The organism is Streptococcus mitis, from assembly GCF_009496285.1.
Lineage (GTDB): Bacteria > Bacillota > Bacilli > Lactobacillales > Streptococcaceae > Streptococcus > Streptococcus mitis_BP.
Genome location: NZ_WIJK01000014.1, coordinates 16,944 through 37,765, shown reverse-complemented (window position 1 = coordinate 37,765; position 20,822 = coordinate 16,944). Strand labels below are relative to the sequence as shown.

Below are 20,822 nucleotides of genomic sequence, written 5' to 3'. Positions count from 1 at the left end.
ATGTTTACTATTCTCATTACGGGTGCTAGTGGTGGTCTAGCCCAAGAAATGGTCAAACTCTTACCCGATGATCAATTGATTTTGCTGGGTAGAAATAGAGAAAAATTAGCTCAACTATACGGAAATCATCCACAGGCTGAATTGGTCGAGATTGATATTACCGATGAGCAAGCCTTAGAAGGATTGGTAGCTGACCTCTATCTCCGTTATGGCAAGATTGATGTTTTGATTAACAACGCTGGCTACGGGATTTTTGAGGATTTTGACAAGATTTCTAATCAAGATATTCATCAAATGTTTGAGGTTAACACCTTTGCTTTAATGAATCTGTCTCGGTTGGTTGCAGCTCGTATGAAGGAGATCCGAAAAGGCCATATCATCAATATCGTCAGCATGGCAGGTTTGATAGCTACTGGCAAGTCCAGTCTTTACTCAGCAACCAAGTTTGCGGCTATTGGTTTTTCAAATGCTTTGCGTCTTGAACTCATGCCCTATGGTGTCTATGTGACAACGGTCAATCCAGGACCAATCCGTACAGGATTTTTTGACCAAGCTGACCCAGATGGGACCTATCTTAAGTCGGTTGACCGTTTCCTACTCGAGCCAGATGTAGTAGCTAGAAAGATTGTCAAAACCATAGGAAAAAACAAGCGGGAACTCAATCTTCCAGTATTGCTCCATTTAGCTCATAAATTTTATACTCTTTTCCCTAAGCTAGCAGATAAGTTGGCTGTAGAAACCTTTAATTATAAGTGATAAAGCTGTTCCCTTGTGGAATGGCTTTTTACTTTAATTAGGAGGAGTTGTTCATCAAAAATAATCCCTGAAAATACTGGTAGTTTATCTCTATTTGATTGTTTTGGAGTATAATTGAGATAAAAAAGCAGATTAAAGAGAGAATAAACTCCGAGTCTAACATAACTAAAAGTATATCTATAGCCGAAGCTTATGAAGTCAAGATAAAATAGGATTAAAAGAACTTGACCTTTGTCAGATTGACTAGGCTGTAAATCGGAGTTAGGAATATTCTTAGAATAGATGAAGAAAATAAAAAAGCCTAATAATGTTAAAATATCTTGACATTTCATCGATTTAGAGTATAATAAAAAATGTAAAGAGCTCTTGACATTGTTTTGACGGATTGGAGGAACAGGACTATGAGAAAAATGGATGAAATGGACAGAGCGATTCAGCTACGTTCTGAGGAATGGGGTTATAAAACGGCTCTATTTGGTTTATGTGGATGGACAGTATTTAATATCTATCAATCTATTACAAAAGGCATTAAACTTGAAATGTTACCATGTCTGATTTTATGTTTATCTATTTCTGTTCAAGGATTTACACAACTTGCCATAAAACAGAAAATGATTGACGGTGATGAAGAGTTTAAAGAACCAAATAAACTTGTTCAAGGAGTAATTTTGATGGTTGTTATCCTTATCGTAGTTTTGGCGTTTGGCATTTATTGTTTTCAGAAAGACTAATGCTGTATGAAAAATAATATCAAACAGTTAAGAAAGTCTGAAGGACTACGTCAGGAAGATATGGCAAAAATATTAGGCGTTAGTCGACAAACCATAATTGCTATCGAGAATGACAAGTACAATCCTACACTTGAACTAGCAATGAAAATTGCAAGGTTGCTACAACTACATGTTGAAGAAATTTTCATTTTAGAGGATTAAAGATATCAGATAGCATTTATTCTAATCATCTGATTCGTAATGATGGAGAGTTTTCCGGTTCATGGAAACTCTCTTTTTAAAGCTCATAAAGAGTCTACTCAATTTTACCCTTGTCCGTCTATATATAGTTGGTTGAATCTAGAATAGTACACTATGGATTCTAAAAAAACTTCTAGAAATTTAGTTGGCTTTCCCAATCTCTTTGTTCACACCTTAATTCAATCTATTATATCTATCGTAAAACTGGTATAAAAATTGCAAATCGAATCTTTAAATAGTATACTAGAACTAGCAATTATGAAAACGTTTGCGTTTTTGTTAATTATAGGAGACAAGACATGGAATTAACAGCCATTTATCATAGACCAGAATCAGAGTATGCTTATCTATACAAAGAAGGTCAGCTACATATCCGAATTAGAAGCAAGAAGGATGATGTCCAGAAGGTCATTTTACACTATGGTGATCCCTTTATTTTTATTGAGGATAAGTATGAAGCCAAGAAAGAAATGACCAAAGTAACCTCAGATGCCCTATTTGACTATTGGCAGGTTACGGTCTCTGTTGATTTTGCACGGATTCAGTATCTTTTTGAACTCCTTGATAAGGAAGGTCAGGGTGTCTACTATGGCGATAAGGGTTGTGTAGAACATACTCAAGAAAACTTGGATGCTGAAGGTAATGGTTTCAAGCTTCCTTATATTCACGAAATTGACGGTTGCCAAGTTCCTAACTGGGTTTCAAATACCGTTTGGTATCAGATTTTTCCAGAACGCTTTGCTAATGGAAATCCTAATTTGACTCCTGATGGAGCTCGAGAGTGGGATGCTGCCATTGCACCTAATAGTGATGATTTTTTTGGTGGAGATTTGCAAGGGATTATCGACCATCTGGACTATCTCAAAGGCCTAGGAATCACTGGGCTCTATCTCTGTCCGATTTTTGAAGCTACAACCAATCACAAATATGATACCACGGATTATTTTGAAATTGACCGTCACTTTGGAGACAAGGAAGTCTTTCGTAATCTAGTAGAGGAAGCCCATAGACGGGGCATCAAAATCATGTTAGATGCAGTGTTTAACCATATCGGAGATCAGTCAGCCCAATGGCAGGATGTTCTAAGGAATGGAGAAAATTCCCCTTATAAAGATTGGTTCCATATTCAAGAATTTCCAGTTACTGAGGATAAACTTAAGAATCCAAGAGAATTGCCATACCATACCTTTGCTTTTGCCAGCTATATGCCTAAGTTAAATACAGCTAACCCTGAAGTCAAAGACTATCTTTTGAGGGTTGCAACCTACTGGATTGAAAATTTTGATATCGATGCTTGGCGTTTGGACGTTGCAAATGAAATTGACCACCAGTTCTGGAGAGATTTCAGAAAGGCAGTTCTTGCTAAAAAGCCTGATTTGTACATCTTAGGTGAAATCTGGCATACCTCACAACCTTGGCTACAAGGAGACGAGTTCCATGCTGTTATGAACTATCCACTCTCTGAAAGTATCAAGGATTATTTCTTGCGTCAGCATAAAAAGACAGAGCAGTTTATTTCAGAAATCAATAGCCAGTCTATGTACTACAAGCAACAAATCTCAGAAGTGATGTTTAACCTTCTGGATTCTCACGATACGGAGCGTATCCTCACAACTGCTAATGGAAATATCCAACATGACAAGGCAGCCCTAACTTTCCTCTGTCTTCAAAAAGGGACCCCTTGTATCTATTACGGAACAGAGCTGGCACTTAAAGGGGGACCAGACCCTGACTGCCGTCGTGTCATGCCTTGGGACCGTGTTTCTGAGGACAATGATATGCTGAATTTCATGAAGAAATTAATTAAGGTCCGTAAGGAAGTGGCAAGCATGATCCAGCATGGCTCATATAACTTGCAAGAAGTGAAACCAGATGTTCTTGCTCTGAAATGGAACTATGAAGGGAAAGAAGTTCAAGCCATCTTTAACCAGTCTTCTGAGAGTTTTGTTTTAGATAGAGATTTAGTTGATTTAGCTAGTCATTGCCAGCTTGAAGATGGACATCAAGTCATCTTACCTGATGGATTTGTAGTTACTGTTTCTGAGTAAAAAGGATTAAAATAATGGCACTCAAGGAAGTTTATGATTATTTTCGTCACTATGATAAGGAAACTTATCAGGTTGTCGCCTGCATGGGCAATGAACCATCGGAAGAAGAAGTTCAGGATTTTGAAAATCAATACGGCATTCGTCTGCCAGAAGATTTCAGGGAATTCACCATGTCATCTCTTGGAGGTCTCTTTATGGAAGTCAGGGAAGAGCTATGGCCAATAGCCAAGGCTTACGATGTAGCACCATTTTGGACCTTCTGTCGAGGTATTAAGGTCTTGGGAATTGCAAATGGCATCCCAGACTTTCTAGACATTCGTCTTCAAACAAAGGAATTACACGCTCTGGGCTTTGTGGATTATATTCCATTTCTGTCTATCATCGGTGATGGAGATGTCATGTTTTGCTTTGATAAAGACAATCATATAGTAGCTCTAGATTGGTATAATAGTGGCGAAACTGAAGAGCTTGAATGTGATTTTTCAGAGCTTTTGCTTCAGCAAATTGCCGAGCTTGAAGAACGAAAAAATGAGATGGTCAAGCTATTGGAAAAGGGGAAATCTAGTCAATAATCTAATAGGAAATATCAGTTTGATAGTCCGTAAAAGAGGTTGGGACAAAAGATCCCGACCTCACTTTTTATTAGCAATCAAACTTTGACGCGGTAGCTGATTGAACTTTCTGTTCGTCTTTTATACTCTTCGAAAATCTCTTCAAACCACGTCAGCGTCGCCTAGTCGTAGGTATGTTACTGACTTCGTCAGTTCTATCAACAACCTCAAAACAGTGTTTTGAGCTGACTTCGTCAGTTCTATCTACAACCTCAAAGCAGTGCTTTGAGCAGCCTGCGGCTAGCTTCCTAGTTTGCTCTTTGATTTTCATTGAGTATTAGACTCCAAAAAGATCCTAATCATCCTCGCGAGGCTGGGACTACGAAATCGAGACTTTGTCTATCGATTTCTGTCTCACCACCTTTTTTAGTAAAATCATTCACTAAATGTACATTCAGATTTTCAAAGTTTTCTACTAATTATAGAAAAAAGAATCAAAAGTATGATTTTTATGCTGCCAGTATTGAAATTTCTTATATTATTTTATAAAATAGAAGCAAAATACTACTGAAAAAGTAGAGCGCTTACATAAAATTGGAAGCGGTTACGAATATAAGGAGGATCTTATGAGAAAAGATCATTGGAATCGAAAAAGAGTGTATAGTATCCGAAAATTTACCGTTGGAACTTGCTCTGTAGTCATCGGTACTTGCTCAGTCTTATTTGGAGCAAGTGTAGCTGGTGCAAACCCAGTTTCAGCTGATGAAACTCCAATTGCAGTTGCTACAGAAAAAGTAGAGGACGAATCTAAAAAAGAGAACCTTGTTGAAACGGCCAATTCAGTTGCTGATGAAGCAGTTGCTCCAAGCCATGAAGCTGAAAAAGCACAGGACGATCAAACTCTACAATCAGACTCTGACAAAAAAGAGGATTCCATGCTAGATAAGAAACCTCAAGTAATTACTCAAGACCAATCTTCTCAAACGGAAAAACCGGACCTAAAACCGGCTACCAGCGAGGAGGTAAATCAATTGGTTGAGGACCGTAAAGTAGAATTTAACCAAAACTGGCATTTTAAACTCAATGCTAATGCCAAAGACGCCATCAGACCAGATGCCGATGTATCAAGCTGGAAGAAATTAGACCTTCCTCATGACTGGAGTATCTATAACGACTTCGACCATCAGTCTCCTGCCCAAAATGAGGGTGGACAACTGAATGGTGGGGATGCTTGGTATCGCAAGACCTTTAAACTTGATGAAAAAGACCTTAATAAGAATGTTCGTCTGGTCTTTGATGGAGTTTATATGGATTCGCAAGTCTACGTAAACGGTCAGCTAGTTGGTCACTATCCAAATGGTTACAACCAATTCTCATATGACATCACTGACTATCTCAATAAAGACGGTCGTGAGAATGTCGTAGCTGTACATGCGGTCAATAAACAACCAAGTAGCCGTTGGTATTCAGGAAGTGGTATTTACCGCGATGTTACCCTTCAAGTCACAGATAAGGTTCATGCTGAGAAAAATGGAACAACTATCTTAACACCAGACCTTGAAAAACAACAAAATGGTAAGGTTGATACTCATGTAACAAGTAAGATTGTCAATACAGATGACAAAGATCATGAAATTGTTGCTGAATACCAAATTATTGAAAGAAATGGTCAGGCTGTAACGGACGTGGTTCGTACAGATAGCCAAGTCTTGAAAGCTCATCAATCAACTAGCCTAAATGCTATTTTGCAAGTTGAGAAGCCAAAACTCTGGACAGTCCTTAATGATAAACCAGCTCTTTATGAATTAGTGACTCGTGTTTATCGTGATGGTCAATTGGTCGATGCTAAGAAGGACTTGTTTGGTTACCGTTACTATAACTGGACACCAAATGAAGGATTCTCTTTGAATGGTGAACGCATCAAATTCCATGGGGTTTCTCTTCACCACGACCACGGAGCTCTAGGGGCTGAAGAAAACTATAAGGCAGAATACCGTCGTCTGAAACAGATGAAGGATATGGGTGTGAACTCTATCCGTACAACCCACAACCCAGCTAGTGAGCAGACCTTGCAGATCGCTGCAGAACTAGGTTTGTTGGTGCAAGAAGAAGCCTTCGATACTTGGTACGGTGGGAAGAAACAGTATGACTACGGACGTTTCTTTGACAAAGACGCCACTCACCCAGATGCTAAAAAAGGTGAAAAATGGTCTGATTTTGACCTACGTACAATGGTCGAGAGAGGCAAGAATAACCCTGCTATCGTCATGTGGTCTATCGGTAATGAAATCGGTGAAGCAGACGGTAAGGCTCGTTCTCTAGCGACTGTTAAACGCTTGGTCCAAGTTATTAAAGCAGTTGATAAGACACGCTATGTTACTATGGGAGCAGATAAGTTCCGCTTTGGTGATGGTAGTGGTGATCATGAAAAGATTGCCAACGAACTTGATGCGGTTGGATTTAACTACTCAGAGGACAACTACAAGAAGCTTCGTGCGAAACATCCGAATTGGTTGATTTACGGTTCAGAAACTTCTTCTGCAACTCGTACTCGTGGTAGCTATTTCCGTCCAGAAAGTGAGCTAGTTCATAGCAACCAAGCTTACCGTCATTATGAGCAATCAGACTATGGTAATGACCGTGTTGGTTGGGGTAAAACAGCCACTGCATCGTGGACTTTTGACCGTGACAATGCTGGTTATGCTGGTCAGTTTATCTGGACAGGTACCGACTATATCGGTGAGCCTACTCCATGGCACAACCAAAACAACACACCAGTTAAGAGTTCTTACTTTGGTATCGTAGATACAGCTGGCATTCCTAAGAATGACTACTACTTGTACCAAAGCCAATGGGTTTCTGCTCAGAAGAAACCAATGGTTCACCTCCTTCCTCATTGGAACTGGGAAGATCCTACTCTGAAAGCAAATGTAGCTGACGCAGATGGTAAGATTCCTGTTCGTGCATTTTCAAATGCTGCCAGTGTGGAACTATTCTTGAATGGTGAGTCCCTAGGTAAGAAAACCTTTAACAAGAAACAAACAAGCGATGGCCGTACTTACCAAGAAGGTGCCAATGCAAAGGAACTTTACCTTGAGTGGAAGGTTGCTTATCAACCTGGAACCTTGGAAGCAGTAGCTCGCGATGAGGCTGGTAATGAAATTGCTCGTGATAAGGTTACGACTGCTGGTGAACCTGCAGGTGTTCGCCTAGTCAAAGAAGAAAATGCTATCGCAGCAGACGGAAAAGATCTTACTTATATCTACTACGAAATCGTTGATAGCGCTGGTAATGTAGTTCCAACTGCCAATAACCTTGTTCGCTTCCAGTTGCACGGCCAAGGTCAGATTGTCGGTGTGGATAACGGTGAACAAGCAAGCCGTGAACGTTACAAAGAGCAAGCTGACGGTTCATGGGTTCGTAAAGCTTTCAATGGTAAGGGTGTTGTCATTGTCAAATCAACTGAGCAAGCTGGTAAATTTACCTTGACTGCTCATTCTGATCTCTTGAAATCTGATCAAACTACTATCTTCACAGGTAAGAAAGACCAAGCTGAAAAAACAGTTTTGGGTACAGAAGTTGCTAAAGTCCGTACTGTTATCGGTCAAGCACCGAAAATGCCTAAGAAGGTTGCATTTATCTACAGTGATGGTAGCCGTACAAAACTTCCAGTAGAATGGTCAGCAGTTGATGTCAATGAACCAGGAATTGTGACTGTTAAAGGTGTAGCAGATGGACGAAACGTCGAAGCGCGTGTTGAAGTCTTGGCTCTCGAAGCAGAATTACCTGTAGTCAAGAGAATCGCTCCAAATACAGACCTAAGTTCAGTTGACAAATCTGTTTCCTACGTATTGTCAGATGGTACTGTAGCAAGCTATGATGTTAATAAGTGGGAAATTGCAGCTGAAGACCAAGCTAAACTAGCAATCCCAGGCTCTCGCATCCCAGCAAAAGGTATTTTAGAAGATGAAGAAATCGCTGCGACCTTGGTAGTTGCAGAAGGGGAAGCTGCTAATCCAGTAGTTCCAAGTGTAACTGTAGCAGATCAAGCGGTTGAAGGTCTTTCAACAGACCAACCTGTAAAATATTACAAGCTTGCTTATGGAGCAGCCTTGCCAGAGGTCAAAGCTACAGCTGAAAATGCTCAAGTGACAGTTATTCAAGCTAATGAAGCAAATGGTATGCGTGCAAGCATCCATGTTCAACCAAACGATGGTGGCCCACTACAAACCTATGCTATCCAATTCCTACAAGAAGCTCCACAAATTGAACGTTTGAGCCTAGAAGTTGAAAATGCAGCTACTTTGAAAGAAGACCAAACTGTCGGTATCAAGGTCTTGGCTCACTATCAAGACGGTACACAAGCAGTCTTGAAAGCTGATAAGGTTACCTTCTCCACTGCAGGTGAAGGAGATGTAGCTGTTCGTAAAGGTATGCTTGAATTGCATAAACCTGGTCAAGTAACTCTGAAAGCTCAATTTGAAGGAGCAGAAGGTCAGATTGACTTGAACATTCAAGCAAATACTGAAAGCAAAGTTGTCCAAGCCATCCGTCCAGTTAGTGTCGTGACAGGTTTGAACCAAGAACCAAGTCTACCTGCTACTGTAACTGTAGAGTATGACAAAGGATTTCCGAAGGTTCACAAGGTGACTTGGCAAGCAGTTGCTAAGGAAGATCTTGCTAAATACCATAGTTTTGAAGTCCTAGGTAAAGTTGAAGGAATTGAGAAAGAAGCACATGCTAAGGTATCTGTAGAAGGTATTATTGCTGTCGAAGAAGTGAGCGTAACAACTCCAGTTGCAGAAGCTCCTCAACTACCAGAGAGCGTTCGTACTTACCACTCAAATGGCCAAGTCTCTTCAGCTAAAGTAACTTGGGACGCAATTGAACCAAGCCAATACGCACAAGAAGGCAAGTTTACTGTGACAGGACATGTCGAAGGTACTCAACTACCAACTAAACTTCATGTTCGTGTGTCTGCTCAGACAGAAACTGGTGCAAATATTTCTGACCAGTGGACTGGTTCAGAATTGCCACTTGCCTTTGCATCAGACTCAAATCCAAGTGACCCAGTAGCCAATGTCAATGACAAACTAATTTCATATAACAACCAACCAGCAAACCGCTGGACAAACTGGAACCGTACAAGTGAAGCATCCGTAGGGATTCTCTTTGGTGACTCTGGTATCATGTCTAAACGTTCAGTGGATAACCTCAATGTCGCCTTCCACGAAGACCACGGTGTTGGTGCACCTAAATCCTATGTCATCGAATACTATGTTGGTTCAGCAACTCCAACAGTTCCTAAGAATCCAAGCTTCGTAGCACGTGAAGACCATGTCTTTAATGACGATAAAAACTGGAAAGAAGTAACAAATCTCAAGGCTCCTGATCAAGTAAGAGCTGGAGAAATGACCCACTTTAGCTTTGATAAAGTCAACACTTACGCAGTTCGTATACGCATGGTTCGACCAGATGGTAAATGGGGTACTTCTATTACAGAAATGCAAATCTTCTCTAAACAAGTAGCTGCAGCTAAGAATGCTCAAGCAAAAATCCAAGTAGATGGAAAAGATTTGCCAAACTTTAACCCAGGCTTGACTGACTACTATCTAGAAGCAAGCCAAGGAAAAGCTCCAGCTGTTACAGCAAGTGTCACTGAAAATGGTATTGCAACAGTTGTACCAAGCGTAGGTGAAGGAGATCCAGTTCGTGTTGTTGTCAAGGCTGAAAACGGAGATATCCTAGGTGAATACCGCCTACACTTCACAAATGATAAAGATTTGCTCGCAAGTAAACCTGTTGCTGTTGCCAAATCCTCTCGCTTGGTTGCTAAAGGACAAGCCTTAGAATTACCAGCCAAAGTTCCTGTTTACTTTACAGGAAAAGATGGCTATGAAGTCAAGGACTTGGCTGTTGACTGGGAAGCAGTTCCAGCAGAAAATCTAACAAAAGCAGGTGAATTTACAGTTCATGGTCGCGTTTTGGGTACTGATTTAACTGCTGAAGTAGCTGTTCGTGTAACAGACAAACTCGGAGAAAATCTTTCAGACAACCCAGACTTCGATGACGATAGCAACCGTTCATTTGCCTCAGCAACTAACGATATTGATCCAAACTCTCATGACCGTGTAGATTATGTTAACGATGGTTCAGATGATGAAAGCCGTCGTTGGACCAACTGGTCTCCAACTCCATCTTCTAATCCAGAAGTTTCAGTAGGGGTTATCTTTAGAGAAGCTGGTAAGATTGTTGAGCGTTCAGTAGCAGAAGGAAAAATTCGATTCTTTGCAGATGGTGGAACAGACGCCCCTTCTAAACTAGTATTAGAACGCTATGTTGGACCAGAATTTGATTCACCAGAATATTACTCTAACTACCAACCATACGATCCTGATCACCCATTCAACACTCCTTCTAACTGGGAGAAAGTTGAATACCGTGCGGATCAAGAGATTCAAGCAGGAACTGACATCCATGTAACCTTTGCACCAGTCAAAGCTAAAGCTATGAGATGGCGCATGGACAGAAAAGCAGACAAGAAGGGTGTGGCTATCACTGAAATGGCCTTTATCGCACCAAGTGAAGCACCTAAGGACAATACAGCTTCTAAACTTCTTGTGGATGGTAGAGAGCTTGCTGACTTCTCTGAAGCTCGTGTGGATTACCAAGTAACCTATAGTGGAAACCGTCCTAAAGTGACCGTTGAAGCTGGTGAAAACGTAGCGGCAACAGTTGTCGATAGTGGTGACGATAAACTTCCAGTCTTGGTACGTCTCGTTTCAGAAAGTGGTAAACACGTCAAGGAATACCGTATCCAATTGACCAAAGAAAAGGTTGAAACTGGAAAAGTTGCCCCAGCTGTTCAGGAAGAGCTTCCTAGCCTAGAAGTGGTAGAAGAAGCTCTCAGCTTCAAGACAGTGAAGAAAGAAGATCCAACTCTAGCAGAAGGTGAAACTCGTGTAACTCAAGCAGGTCGTGAAGGTAAAGAACGTATCCTGACTGAAGTAGCACTAGATGGAAGCCGTACTGAAAAACTTCGTGAAACTATTGAAGCACCGCAAGATGAGATTGTCTTAGTCGGAACTAAGAAAGAAGTATCTGGTAAAACAGATCCAGCTATCCATGAGGTTCCAGAATTTACTGGTGGAGTAAATGGTGTCGAAGCAGCTGTTCATGAAGTTCCAGAATACACAGGAGCTATTGGCACAGTAGGTGATGAAGCAGCACCAGTAGTAGAAGTCCCAGAATTCAAGGGTGGCGTTAACGCAGTCGAAGCAGCTGTTCATGAAGCTCCAGAATACACTGAAGCTATTGGCACAGCAGGCGATGAAGCAGCACCAGTAGTGGAAATCCCAGAATACACAGGCAGTGTGAATGGAGCAGAAGCAGCTGTTCATGAAGTTCCAGAATACACTGAAGCTATTGGTACAGCAGGTGATGAAGCAGCACCAGTAGTAGAAGTCCCAGAATTCAAGGGTGGCGTTAACGCAGTCGAAGCAGCTGTTCATGAAATCCCAGAATACACAGGAGCTATTGGTACAGCAGGTGAAGAAGTAGCTGTTCAGGAAGTAAGCCCAGAATTCACAGGCAGTGTCAATGGAGCAGAAGCAGCTATCCATGAAGTCCCAGAATTTACTGGTGGTGTGAATGGTGAAGCAGCAGCTGTTCAAGAAGTAGGTCCAGAATTCACAGGTGGTGTCAATGGATCAGAAGGAGCTATCCATGAACTTCCAGAATTCAAAGATGAGCAGTCACAAATAGCTCTTGCTATGTCACAAGATAAGACCTACCAAGCACCTGCAAGTCATCAATACAAACTCCCAGAGACAGGCACTAAAGAAAATGCTGGCCTTGCAGCCGTAGGTGTTGTAGGAGCACTTCTTGGTATGTTTGCAATGGGCAAGAAAAGAGACGACGAATAAGATGATGTAAAAGCATCCAAGTCATAGAGATTGGATCAAGAGACTAATCTCGACAATAAAAAGCGGACAAAACTAGTTTTCTGATAAACAGAAGCTGGTCTTGTTCGCTTTTTTATCTAAACAATTAATTGCAAAAGAAGACCAGAGATGATATTCGACAAAAAACTAAAATAACAAACTAGAGGAATTGCCTCAGAAACATGGTGAGTAAGGCATGGCTATACTGACTTGAATTCAGCTCATCTGAGGACTTTGAAAATCTCTCTAAAGTCTACAGGGATAAGCTTTCTTTCTCTCCTCAAAAGAGTTATAATAAAGATGAAAATAGGAGAAGAGGAGGAGATAGGATGGCTTATATTGAAATGAAAAACAGCTATAAGAGGTATCATACTGGTGATACAGAAATCGTAGCCAATCGAGATGTCAACTTCGAGATTGAAAAGGGAGAACTAGTCATTGTCCTTGGGTCATCTGGTGCAGGGAAGTCAACCGTTTTAAATATTCTAGGTGGTATGGATACAAACGATGAAGGGCAAGTCTGGATTGATGGAACTAATATCTCGAATTTCACTTCTCATCAGAGAACTAACTATCGTAGAGATGACGTTGGCTTTGTCTTTCAATTTTACAACTTGGTTTCTAACTTGACTGCCAAGGAAAATGTTGAGCTTGCTTCAGAAATTGTTGCCGATGCCTTGGATCCTGAGCAGGTTCTCAAGGATGTAGGTTTAGGACACCGTCTAAATAACTTTCCAGCTCAGCTGTCAGGCGGTGAGCAACAACGAGTATCCATTGCTCGAGCGGTGGCAAAAAATCCTAAAATTCTCCTTTGTGATGAACCAACGGGAGCTTTGGACTACCAGACGGGTAAGCAGGTTCTAAAGATTCTTCAAGATATGTCACGTAAGAAGGGGGCTACCGTTATCATTGTGACCCATAATGCCTCCCTAGCTCCAATAGCTGATCGGGTGATTCAGATGCATGATGCCAGTGTCAAGAGTGTTGTCCTCAATCCTCAACCACAGGATATTGATGATTTGGAGTACTAAGATGAAAAGAAAGACATATTGGAAAGACCTGCTCCAGTCTTTCACAGGTTCAAAGGGACGGTTTTTATCCATCCTAACTCTGATGATGTTAGGTTCTTTAGCCGTGGTTGGTCTCAAGGTTGCTAGTCCTAATATGGAGCGAACAGCTTGGGCTTATCTGAAAGAAACTAATGCGGCAGATGTGACCGTCATAGCAGATTATGGTCTAGATCAGGCAGACCAGGAAGAATTGCAAACTCTATCAGGAGCAGATGTCGAATTTGGTTATATGACAGATTTGACTCTGGCAAACAGTGAAGATGCCATACGGATCTTTTCAAATACTGAAAAGATTTCAAAATTTCAAGTAACGGAAGGTCGTTTGCCTGAAAAAGAAGATGAATTGGCTTTGGCGGACTTTTGGAAAGATCGTTATCAGATTGGTCAAGTCATTCAGTTGAGTCAAAAGAAGGGCAGTAATTCTCAGTTGAAGCGGGATAGTTATACCATTACAGGCTTCGTCCACTCTCCAGATATTTTCTCAAAAACGGATATGGGGAGTTCAGCCAGTGGTAATGGGAATCTAGCAGCCTATGGTGTCGTAACTGAAGCAAATTTTAAGAGCTCTGTTTACACGATTGCCCGTCTGCGTTTTGCTAGTTTAACAGATGTCAATCCTTTCTCCAGTGATTACGAAAAGAAGCTAGAGGAAGAAGAAGCAACTCTAAAGAACTTAGTTGCTGATAATGGTCAAGCGCGGCTAGAAAAAATGAAAAAGGACGCTCAAGAGTCCCTTGATGAGGGCAAGAAACAGCTAGACGAGGCTGAAAGCAACTTGACAGCGGGCAAGAAACGCCTGCAGGAAGTCGAAACGCGTTTACAAGCTCAAGAAAATCAAGTGAGCCAACTACCAGAACCACAAAAAAGTCAAGCATCTAGTCAGTTAGAAGAAGCAAAAGAACAACTAAAGCAAGAAAAGGAAAAGCTGAGTCAAGCCGAAACAGATCTGGCGAGTGAAAAGGCTAAGTGGCAGACCAGTCAGGATGAGGTCAATGCTCTGACAGCGCCAACCTATCATGTCTACAATCGCAAGAGTTCTCCTACTGGCCAAGGTTACCTTATGTATAGTAACTCGGCTATGAGTATTCGTGCCGTAGGGAATATCTTTCCAGTTGTTCTCTATGCCGTTGCAGCCATGGTTACCTTTACCACCATGACACGATTTGTAGACGAGGAAAGGACCAATGCTGGTATCTTTAAGGCTTTAGGCTACCATAGCAAGGATATCATTGCTAAGTTTGTGATTTACGGTCTGGTTGCTGGAACTCTTGGAACCCTTCTAGGAATTTTGCTTGGTCACTACATCCTAGCACCTACTATTTCGCATATCATTACTGAGCGAATGATTGTTGGTGAGAGTCAGCAGTATTTCTACTGGACCTATAGTTGTTTAGCTCTGGCTCTAAGCTTAGTGGCTAGTGTCCTACCTGCCTACCTTGTATCTCGCAGAGAATTGCATGAAGAAGCAGCGCAATTATTACTACCTAAGCCACCAGTCAAGGGTTCTAAAATTCTCTTGGAGCGGATAACCTTTATCTGGTCACGCTTGAGTTTTACTCAGAAAGTGACAGCCCGCAACATTTTCCGTTATAAGCAGCGTATGCTGATGACCATTTTTGGAGTTGCTGGTTCAGTAGCCCTCCTCTTTGCAGGGCTTGGGATTCAATCCTCTGTGGTTGGCGTGGCAGACAGGCAGTTTAAGGATCTGCAACAATACCAGATGGTTCTCTCTGTCAATTCTCGAGCTTCTGATTCTGACAAGGCCAAGCTAGAGGAAAAACTGAAAAGTGATGAAGTTGAAAACTATCGTTTAATTTCTTCCAAACAGATTGAAGAAAAGTATGCTGGCAAGGCAGGTGTTCAAACCGTGACCATGATGGTAACGGATCAAGATGACCTGGCTCCCTTTGTCCTCTTGGAAAAAAATGGGGAAAAACTGAGCTTATCTAACGGAGTTGTCTTGACAGAAAAATTGGCCCAGTTGGCAGGAGTTTCTGTTGGTGACAACTTTACAATAGATGGAAAAACCTTTAAGGTTGGAGCCATTACCGAACACTACGTAGGCCATTTTGTTTATATAAGTCAAGCGACCTATGAGGAGATATACGGTCAAGCACCCAAGATGAATACTTATTTGGTCCAACTCAAGGATAAAAGTGAAGTCAATACCGAAAGAGTCGCAGGAGAATTTATGGACCAGGCGGCTGTCAGTGGCCTCGTTCAAAACGCCTCCACCATTCAGCTCTTTGAAAGTTTTGCCAATTCTTTGAATCATACCATGGCGATTTTGGTGCTGGTATCGGTGCTACTAGCCATTGTGATTCTCTATAATTTGACCAATATCAATGTTGCTGAACGGATTCGGGAACTCTCAACCATCAAGGTTCTTGGTTTTCATAACAAAGAAGTGACCCTTTACATCTATCGGGAGACCATCATATTGTCACTAATTGGAATGATTGTAGGATTGGTATCAGGCTTTTATCTCCATCAATTTCTCATTCAGATGATTGCACCTGGAACCTTCCGTTTTCAACCCAAGGTCGGCTGGGAAGTGTATCTCATCCCAATTCTAGCTGTTAGTGTCATCTTGACTATCCTAGGCTTTTTTGTCAATCATTATCTCCGAAAGGTAGATATGCTTGAAGCCCTCAAGTCTGTAGAATAGTTGATCGAGGACAAAAACAAATAAGAAAGCCCTTTGTGGCTTTTTTATTTTCATAAAAATGGTAAAATAGTAAGAGTAGAAATGGAGTTCTAGATATGAAACGAATTGATCAATTTGAAAATAAGAAAGTATTAGTCCTAGGTTTGGCCAAATCTGGTGAATCTGCAGCTCGTCTTTTGGACAAGCTAGGTGCCATTGTGACAGTGAATGATGGCAAGCCTTTTGAGGAAAATCCAGCTGCGCAAAGTCTCTTGGAAGAGGGTATCAAGGTTGTCACTGGTGGACATCCTTTGGAATTGTTGGATGAAGATTTTGCCCTCATGGTAAAGAATCCAGGGATTCCTTATAGCAATCCTATGATTGAAAAAGCTCTAGAAAAAGGCATTCCGGTTTTGACTGAGGTTGAGTTGGCCTACTTGATCTCAGAAGCACCAATCGTAGGTATTACAGGTTCAAATGGTAAGACAACGACCACCACTATGATTGGAGAAGTTCTGACTGCTGCAGGGCAAAATGGACTTTTATCAGGGAACATCGGTTATCCTGCTAGTCAAGTGGCTCAAACTGCGACAGATAAGGATACTCTTGTCATGGAGCTATCCTCTTTCCAACTAATGGGAATCCAGGAATTCCATCCTGAAATTGCTGTTATCACCAACCTGATGCCAACCCATATCGACTATCACGGTTCTTTTGAAGCCTACGTCGAAGCTAAGTGGAATATTCAGAAGAATATGACGGCCTCAGACTATCTAGTTTTGAACTTTAATCAAGAATTAGCCAAAGAACTGGCGACAAAGACAAATGCAACTGTAGTACCATTCTCAACACTTGAAAAGGTTGATGGAGCTTATCTTGAAGATGGTCAACTCTACTTCCGTGGTGAAAAAGTCATGGCAGCTGATGAAATCGGTGTTCCAGGTAGCCACAATGTGGAAAATGCTCTTGCAACCATTGCTGTTGCTAAACTTCGTGGTGTTGACAATGAAACCATCAAGGAAACCTTGTCAGCCTTTGGTGGTGTCAAGCACCGTCTCCAATTTGTAGACCAAATCAATGGGGTTAAATTTTATAACGATAGTAAATCAACCAATATCTTAGCAACTCAAAAAGCCTTGTCTGGATTTGACAATAGCAAGGTTATCTTGATTGCTGGTGGTTTAGACCGTGGTAATGAGTTTGACGAATTGGTACCAGATATTACTGGACTTAAGAAAATGGTCATTCTCGGTCAGTCTGCAGAACGTGTCAAACGTGCAGCCGATAAGGCAGGTGTGGCTTATGTGGATGCAACAGATATTGCAGATGCAACCCGCAAGGCTTATGAACTTGCAGAAGAAGGAGATGTGGTTCTCCTCAGTCCTGCTAATGCTAGCTGGGATATGTATGCTAACTTTGAAGTACGTGGAGATCTTTTCATCGACACTGTAGCGGAGTTAAAGGGATAATATGAAAAAAATAGTATTTACAGGTGGGGGAACGGTTGGACACGTTACCCTCAACCTTTTGTTAATGCCTAAGTTCATCGAAGATGGCTGGGAAGTCCACTATATTGGTGACAAAAACGGAATTGAGCATCATGAAATCCTCAAGTCAGGTTTAGATGTCACTTTCCATTCTATTGCAACTGGGAAATTGCGCCGATATTTCTCATGGCAAAATATGGTTGACGTCTTTAAGGTTACATTTGGAATCCTTCAATCGCTCTTTATCATGCTTCGACTTCGTCCACAGGCCCTCTTTTCTAAGGGTGGATTTGTATCTGTGCCGCCTGTTATTGCAGCGCGAGTATGCAGAGTACCAGTCTTTATCCACGAGTCTGACCTCTCCATGGGCTTGGCCAATAAAATCGCCTATAAGTTTGCGACTAAGATGTACTCTACTTTCGAGCAAGCGTCTAGTCTCACTAAGGTAGAGCACGTTGGAGCTGTGACCAAGGTTTCTGGTCCAGTTATGGAAGAACCTGAAGAAATGGTGGACATCAGAACTTATTTTGATAGCAAACTACCAACTCTTCTCTTTGTTGGAGGTTCTGCTGGGGCGCGTGTCTTTAACCAATTAGTTACAGACCACAAGGAAGAGCTGACTAGTCGCTACAATATCATCAACCTAACAGGTGATGCTAGTTTAAATGAACTAAGTTCAAACCTCTATCGTGTTGACTATGTGACTGACCTCTATCAACCGCTCATGAATCTGGCTGATGTGGTCATTACTCGTGGTGGTGCCAATACCATCTTTGAACTCCTTGCTATGGCTAAATTGCATGTCATTGTGCCACTGGGGCGTGAAGCTAGTCGTGGAGACCAGATTGAAAATGCAGCTTATTTCGTGAAAAAAGGCTATGCAGAGGAGTTGCAAGAGAGTGACTTAACCTTGTCTACTTTAGAAGAAAAAGTAAGCAAGCTTTTGACTCACAAAGAAGACTACCAGAGCACGATGAAGAATTCTCATGAATTAAAATCTGTGGCGGATTTTTATGCGCTACTAAAAAAAGATCTATCATAAGGAAAATCGATGTCAAAGGATAAGAAACAAGAGCCAACTCAAGGCAAGGAATTGTCAGAGTGGCAAAAACGAAATCAAGAATATCTTCAAAAAAAGGCTGAAGAAGAGGCTCAACTAGCCAAAGAAAAGGCCCAAGCAGATGCCAATAAAAAAGAAGTTTCAAAAGCTCTGGAAGAAGAAACCACTTTATCAGAGTGGCAGAAGCAGAACCGTGAATATCTGCGCAAAAAGGCTGAAGAAGAGACTAAGGAAGAACAAGAGTCAGACTTATCTGAAGATACTGAGACAGAAGAGGATTCAGATTCTAATCCTGAAGAGCAGAAGGAGAGTGCAGAAGACCAGTCCTCTCCTGAGAATGAGGAGGAAACTACTGAACCAGAACTAGTAGAAGAGGATGAAAAATCTCAAGAAAAATCTGAAGAAACAAAAGTAGAAGAAAAGAGATCTAAGTCTAAGAAAAAGATTGCTAAGCCTTCTATTCCAAGTGTTCATATCTGGCGTGCTGTTACGATTCTAATCCCAAGTTTGCTTGTCTTGTTCTTTTCCATCTATCTTTTGACGCCATACTCAACTCTGAAAAACATAGAGGTTACTGGTACGGTAGAGACCAATGCAGACCAAATCAAAGAGGCTTCAGGGATTCGTGATAGTGACTATACCTTTGGTCTACTCCTCAATAAAGACAAACATGCTGAGATGATTAAGTCCAATCACTGGATTGAATCTGCTAGCATTCACTATCAATTCCCGACCAATTTTACCATCCAGGTCAAGGAATACGGGATTGTAGCCTATTATGTTTCTGGAGAGGATCATTATCCGATTCTTTCTAGTGGGACGGTGGAAACCAGTCCAGTTAGTCTAGTCAGTCTTCCTGAAACCTATATGTCTGTACTATTTAACGATGAGCAGCAAGTCAAAACCTTGATTGAACAACTGGCTGAAGTCAGCCCAGAGATTAAGCAAGCTATCAAAACGATTGAATTGGCTCCAAGCAGTGTAACCAGTGATCTGCTCAAAATTACCATGTATGATACGGATGAGGTTTTGGTTCCTTTATCAGAACTTGGGAAAAAATTGCCTTACTATAGTAAAATTAAGCCACAGTTAACAGTTCCTAGTGGGATTGATATGGAAGTCGGTATTTATAGCTATAGTTTGGCAGATAAAGCTCTAGAAGAAGAAAGAATCAAAGCCAAAGAAGAGGAAAAGAAGAAAAAAGAAGAAGAGGAAAAGAAGAAGCAGGAAGAAGAGAAGCAAAAACAAACTGAGCAAGGAAATCAAGGTCAAACAACACAAACGACTCAAACCACTCAAACAACACAGAGTCGATAAACATCAAAGGGTATTACTTAATTTGATGATTGGACCTATTTTAAACTAGTTCAGTTACTTGTTTTTACTTGACAACTACCGCTTTAAATAATAGAATAGTAAAAAACCTTTAAAGCAGTCCAGAGAGGCAGCTAAGGTTAGACGGTGAAAGGGTGGACTCTACCCATTTTTCGTGGAACCTTGCTGTAGGCAGGTTCCTTTTTTCATGCTCTCTAACTTATAAAGGTAAAAGGAGAAAAGTATGCGCGAATCTCGTCCAGTTATTGCTCTTGATTTTCCAAGTTTTGAGGCAGTCAAGAAATTTTTAGCTCTTTTTCCAGCTGAAGAGAGCCTCTATCTAAAGGTAGGTATGGAGCTCTATTACGCTACAGGTCCAGAGATTGTTTCTTATTTGAAAGGCTTAGGTCATAGTGTCTTTCTGGATCTCAAACTTCATGATATTCCCAATACGGTTAAGTCAGCCATGAAGGTTTTGTCTCATCTGGGTGTTGACATGACCAATGTTCATGCCGCAGGTGGTGTAGAAATGATGAAAGCTGCGCGTGAAGGTCTTGGAAAAGAAGCCAAATTGATTGCTGTCACTCAGTTGACTTCAACTTCTGAGGAGCAAATGAGAGACTTCCAAAATATCCAAACCAGTCTTCAAGAATCGGTCATTCATTATGCCAAGAAAACTGCTGAAGCTGGATTAGATGGTGTGGTTTGTTCAGCTCAAGAAGTCAAGCTTATCAAAGAAGCGACAAGCAAAGATTTTATCTGCCTGACACCAGGTATTCGACCAGCAGGGGCTGCAGTTGGAGACCAAAAACGAGTCATGACACCAGCAGATGCGTATCAAATTGGTAGTGACTACATCGTTGTCGGTCGCCCAATCACTCAAGCCACTGATCCAGTTGCAGCTTATCATGCTATCAAGGATGAGTGGAACCAAGACTGAAATTGAAGAAATAGATTATAAAAACAAAAGGAGAA

General features: G+C 41.3%; 11 protein-coding genes and 2 pseudogenes. All 13 read left to right on the top strand.

Annotated features, from left to right (window positions below; all coding sequences use genetic code 11):
• The 13 genes and pseudogenes from GEZ89_RS05810 (at position 1) to pyrF (ending at position 20,787) form a co-directional block, all read left to right on the top strand.
• Complete coding sequence (locus GEZ89_RS05810) at positions 1 to 756, top strand: SDR family NAD(P)-dependent oxidoreductase (RefSeq protein ID WP_153225312.1); 756 nt, start codon at positions 1 to 3, stop codon at positions 754 to 756.
• 401 nt (positions 757 to 1,157) lie between these two features.
• Positions 1,158 to 1,487, top strand: coding sequence for a hypothetical protein (locus GEZ89_RS05805; protein ID WP_153225311.1), 330 nt, complete (start codon positions 1,158 to 1,160; stop codon positions 1,485 to 1,487).
• Between the two features lie 6 nt (positions 1,488 to 1,493).
• A complete protein-coding gene (locus GEZ89_RS05800; RefSeq protein WP_033584559.1) occupies positions 1,494 to 1,688 on the top strand; it encodes a helix-turn-helix transcriptional regulator in 195 nt (64 codons plus the stop codon).
• A 338-nt stretch (positions 1,689 to 2,026) separates the two neighbouring features.
• Entirely contained in the window at positions 2,027 to 3,775 is a 1,749-nt protein-coding gene (locus GEZ89_RS05795; RefSeq protein ID WP_153225310.1) for a glycoside hydrolase family 13 protein, read from the top strand.
• Positions 3,776 to 3,789: 14 nt separating this feature from the next.
• On the top strand, positions 3,790 to 4,347 hold the full coding sequence (locus GEZ89_RS05790; protein ID WP_153225309.1) for an SMI1/KNR4 family protein: 558 nt from the start codon (positions 3,790 to 3,792) through the stop codon (positions 4,345 to 4,347).
• Positions 4,348 to 4,952: 605 nt separating this feature from the next.
• Positions 4,953 to 5,103, top strand: a pseudogene (locus tag GEZ89_RS09850) (YSIRK-type signal peptide-containing protein); the annotation flags it as partial.
• A 200-nt stretch (positions 5,104 to 5,303) separates the two neighbouring features.
• Positions 5,304 to 12,251 (top strand): annotated as a pseudogene (locus GEZ89_RS05785) (SIALI-17 repeat-containing surface protein); the annotation flags it as partial.
• 347 nt (positions 12,252 to 12,598) lie between these two features.
• Complete coding sequence (locus GEZ89_RS05780) at positions 12,599 to 13,300, top strand: ABC transporter ATP-binding protein (protein ID WP_153225307.1); 702 nt, start codon at positions 12,599 to 12,601, stop codon at positions 13,298 to 13,300.
• A gap of 1 nt (position 13,301) precedes the next feature.
• Positions 13,302 to 16,007 carry an ABC transporter permease gene (locus GEZ89_RS05775; RefSeq protein ID WP_153225306.1) on the top strand — a complete coding sequence of 902 codons (2,706 nt, stop codon included), beginning with the start codon at positions 13,302 to 13,304 and terminating at the stop codon, positions 16,005 to 16,007.
• A gap of 95 nt (positions 16,008 to 16,102) precedes the next feature.
• Entirely contained in the window at positions 16,103 to 17,455 is a 1,353-nt protein-coding gene (murD, locus tag GEZ89_RS05770; protein WP_153225305.1) for a UDP-N-acetylmuramoyl-L-alanine--D-glutamate ligase, read from the top strand.
• Position 17,456: 1 nt separating this feature from the next.
• On the top strand, positions 17,457 to 18,515 hold the full coding sequence (locus GEZ89_RS05765; protein WP_153225304.1) for a UDP-N-acetylglucosamine--N-acetylmuramyl-(pentapeptide) pyrophosphoryl-undecaprenol N-acetylglucosamine transferase: 1,059 nt from the start codon (positions 17,457 to 17,459) through the stop codon (positions 18,513 to 18,515).
• Between the two features lie 9 nt (positions 18,516 to 18,524).
• Positions 18,525 to 19,850: a cell division protein FtsQ/DivIB gene (locus tag GEZ89_RS05760; protein ID WP_153225303.1), complete on the top strand. Its 1,326-nt coding sequence runs from the start codon at positions 18,525 to 18,527 to the stop codon at positions 19,848 to 19,850.
• A gap of 241 nt (positions 19,851 to 20,091) precedes the next feature.
• Entirely contained in the window at positions 20,092 to 20,787 is a 696-nt protein-coding gene (gene pyrF / locus GEZ89_RS05755; protein ID WP_153225302.1) for an orotidine-5'-phosphate decarboxylase, read from the top strand.
• Positions 20,788 to 20,822: the final 35 nt, after the last annotated feature.

What these genes read in the sequence shown, in the direction of transcription:
- GEZ89_RS05780 (WP_153225307.1), top strand. Translation starts at nt 12,599, where the DNA reads ATGGCTTATATTGAAATGAAAAACAGCTATAAGAGGTATCATACTGGT.
- pyrF (WP_153225302.1), top strand. Translation starts at nt 20,092, where the DNA reads ATGCGCGAATCTCGTCCAGTTATTGCTCTTGATTTTCCAAGTTTTGAG.
- GEZ89_RS05765 (WP_153225304.1), top strand. Translation starts at nt 17,457, where the DNA reads ATGAAAAAAATAGTATTTACAGGTGGGGGAACGGTTGGACACGTTACC.
- GEZ89_RS05800 (WP_033584559.1), top strand. Translation starts at nt 1,494, where the DNA reads ATGAAAAATAATATCAAACAGTTAAGAAAGTCTGAAGGACTACGTCAG.
- GEZ89_RS05760 (WP_153225303.1), top strand. Translation starts at nt 18,525, where the DNA reads ATGTCAAAGGATAAGAAACAAGAGCCAACTCAAGGCAAGGAATTGTCA.
- GEZ89_RS05795 (WP_153225310.1), top strand. Translation starts at nt 2,027, where the DNA reads ATGGAATTAACAGCCATTTATCATAGACCAGAATCAGAGTATGCTTAT.
- GEZ89_RS05790 (WP_153225309.1), top strand. Translation starts at nt 3,790, where the DNA reads ATGGCACTCAAGGAAGTTTATGATTATTTTCGTCACTATGATAAGGAA.
- GEZ89_RS05810 (WP_153225312.1), top strand. Translation starts at nt 1, where the DNA reads ATGTTTACTATTCTCATTACGGGTGCTAGTGGTGGTCTAGCCCAAGAA.
- GEZ89_RS05805 (WP_153225311.1), top strand. Translation starts at nt 1,158, where the DNA reads ATGAGAAAAATGGATGAAATGGACAGAGCGATTCAGCTACGTTCTGAG.
- GEZ89_RS05775 (WP_153225306.1), top strand. Translation starts at nt 13,302, where the DNA reads ATGAAAAGAAAGACATATTGGAAAGACCTGCTCCAGTCTTTCACAGGT.
- murD (WP_153225305.1), top strand. Translation starts at nt 16,103, where the DNA reads ATGAAACGAATTGATCAATTTGAAAATAAGAAAGTATTAGTCCTAGGT.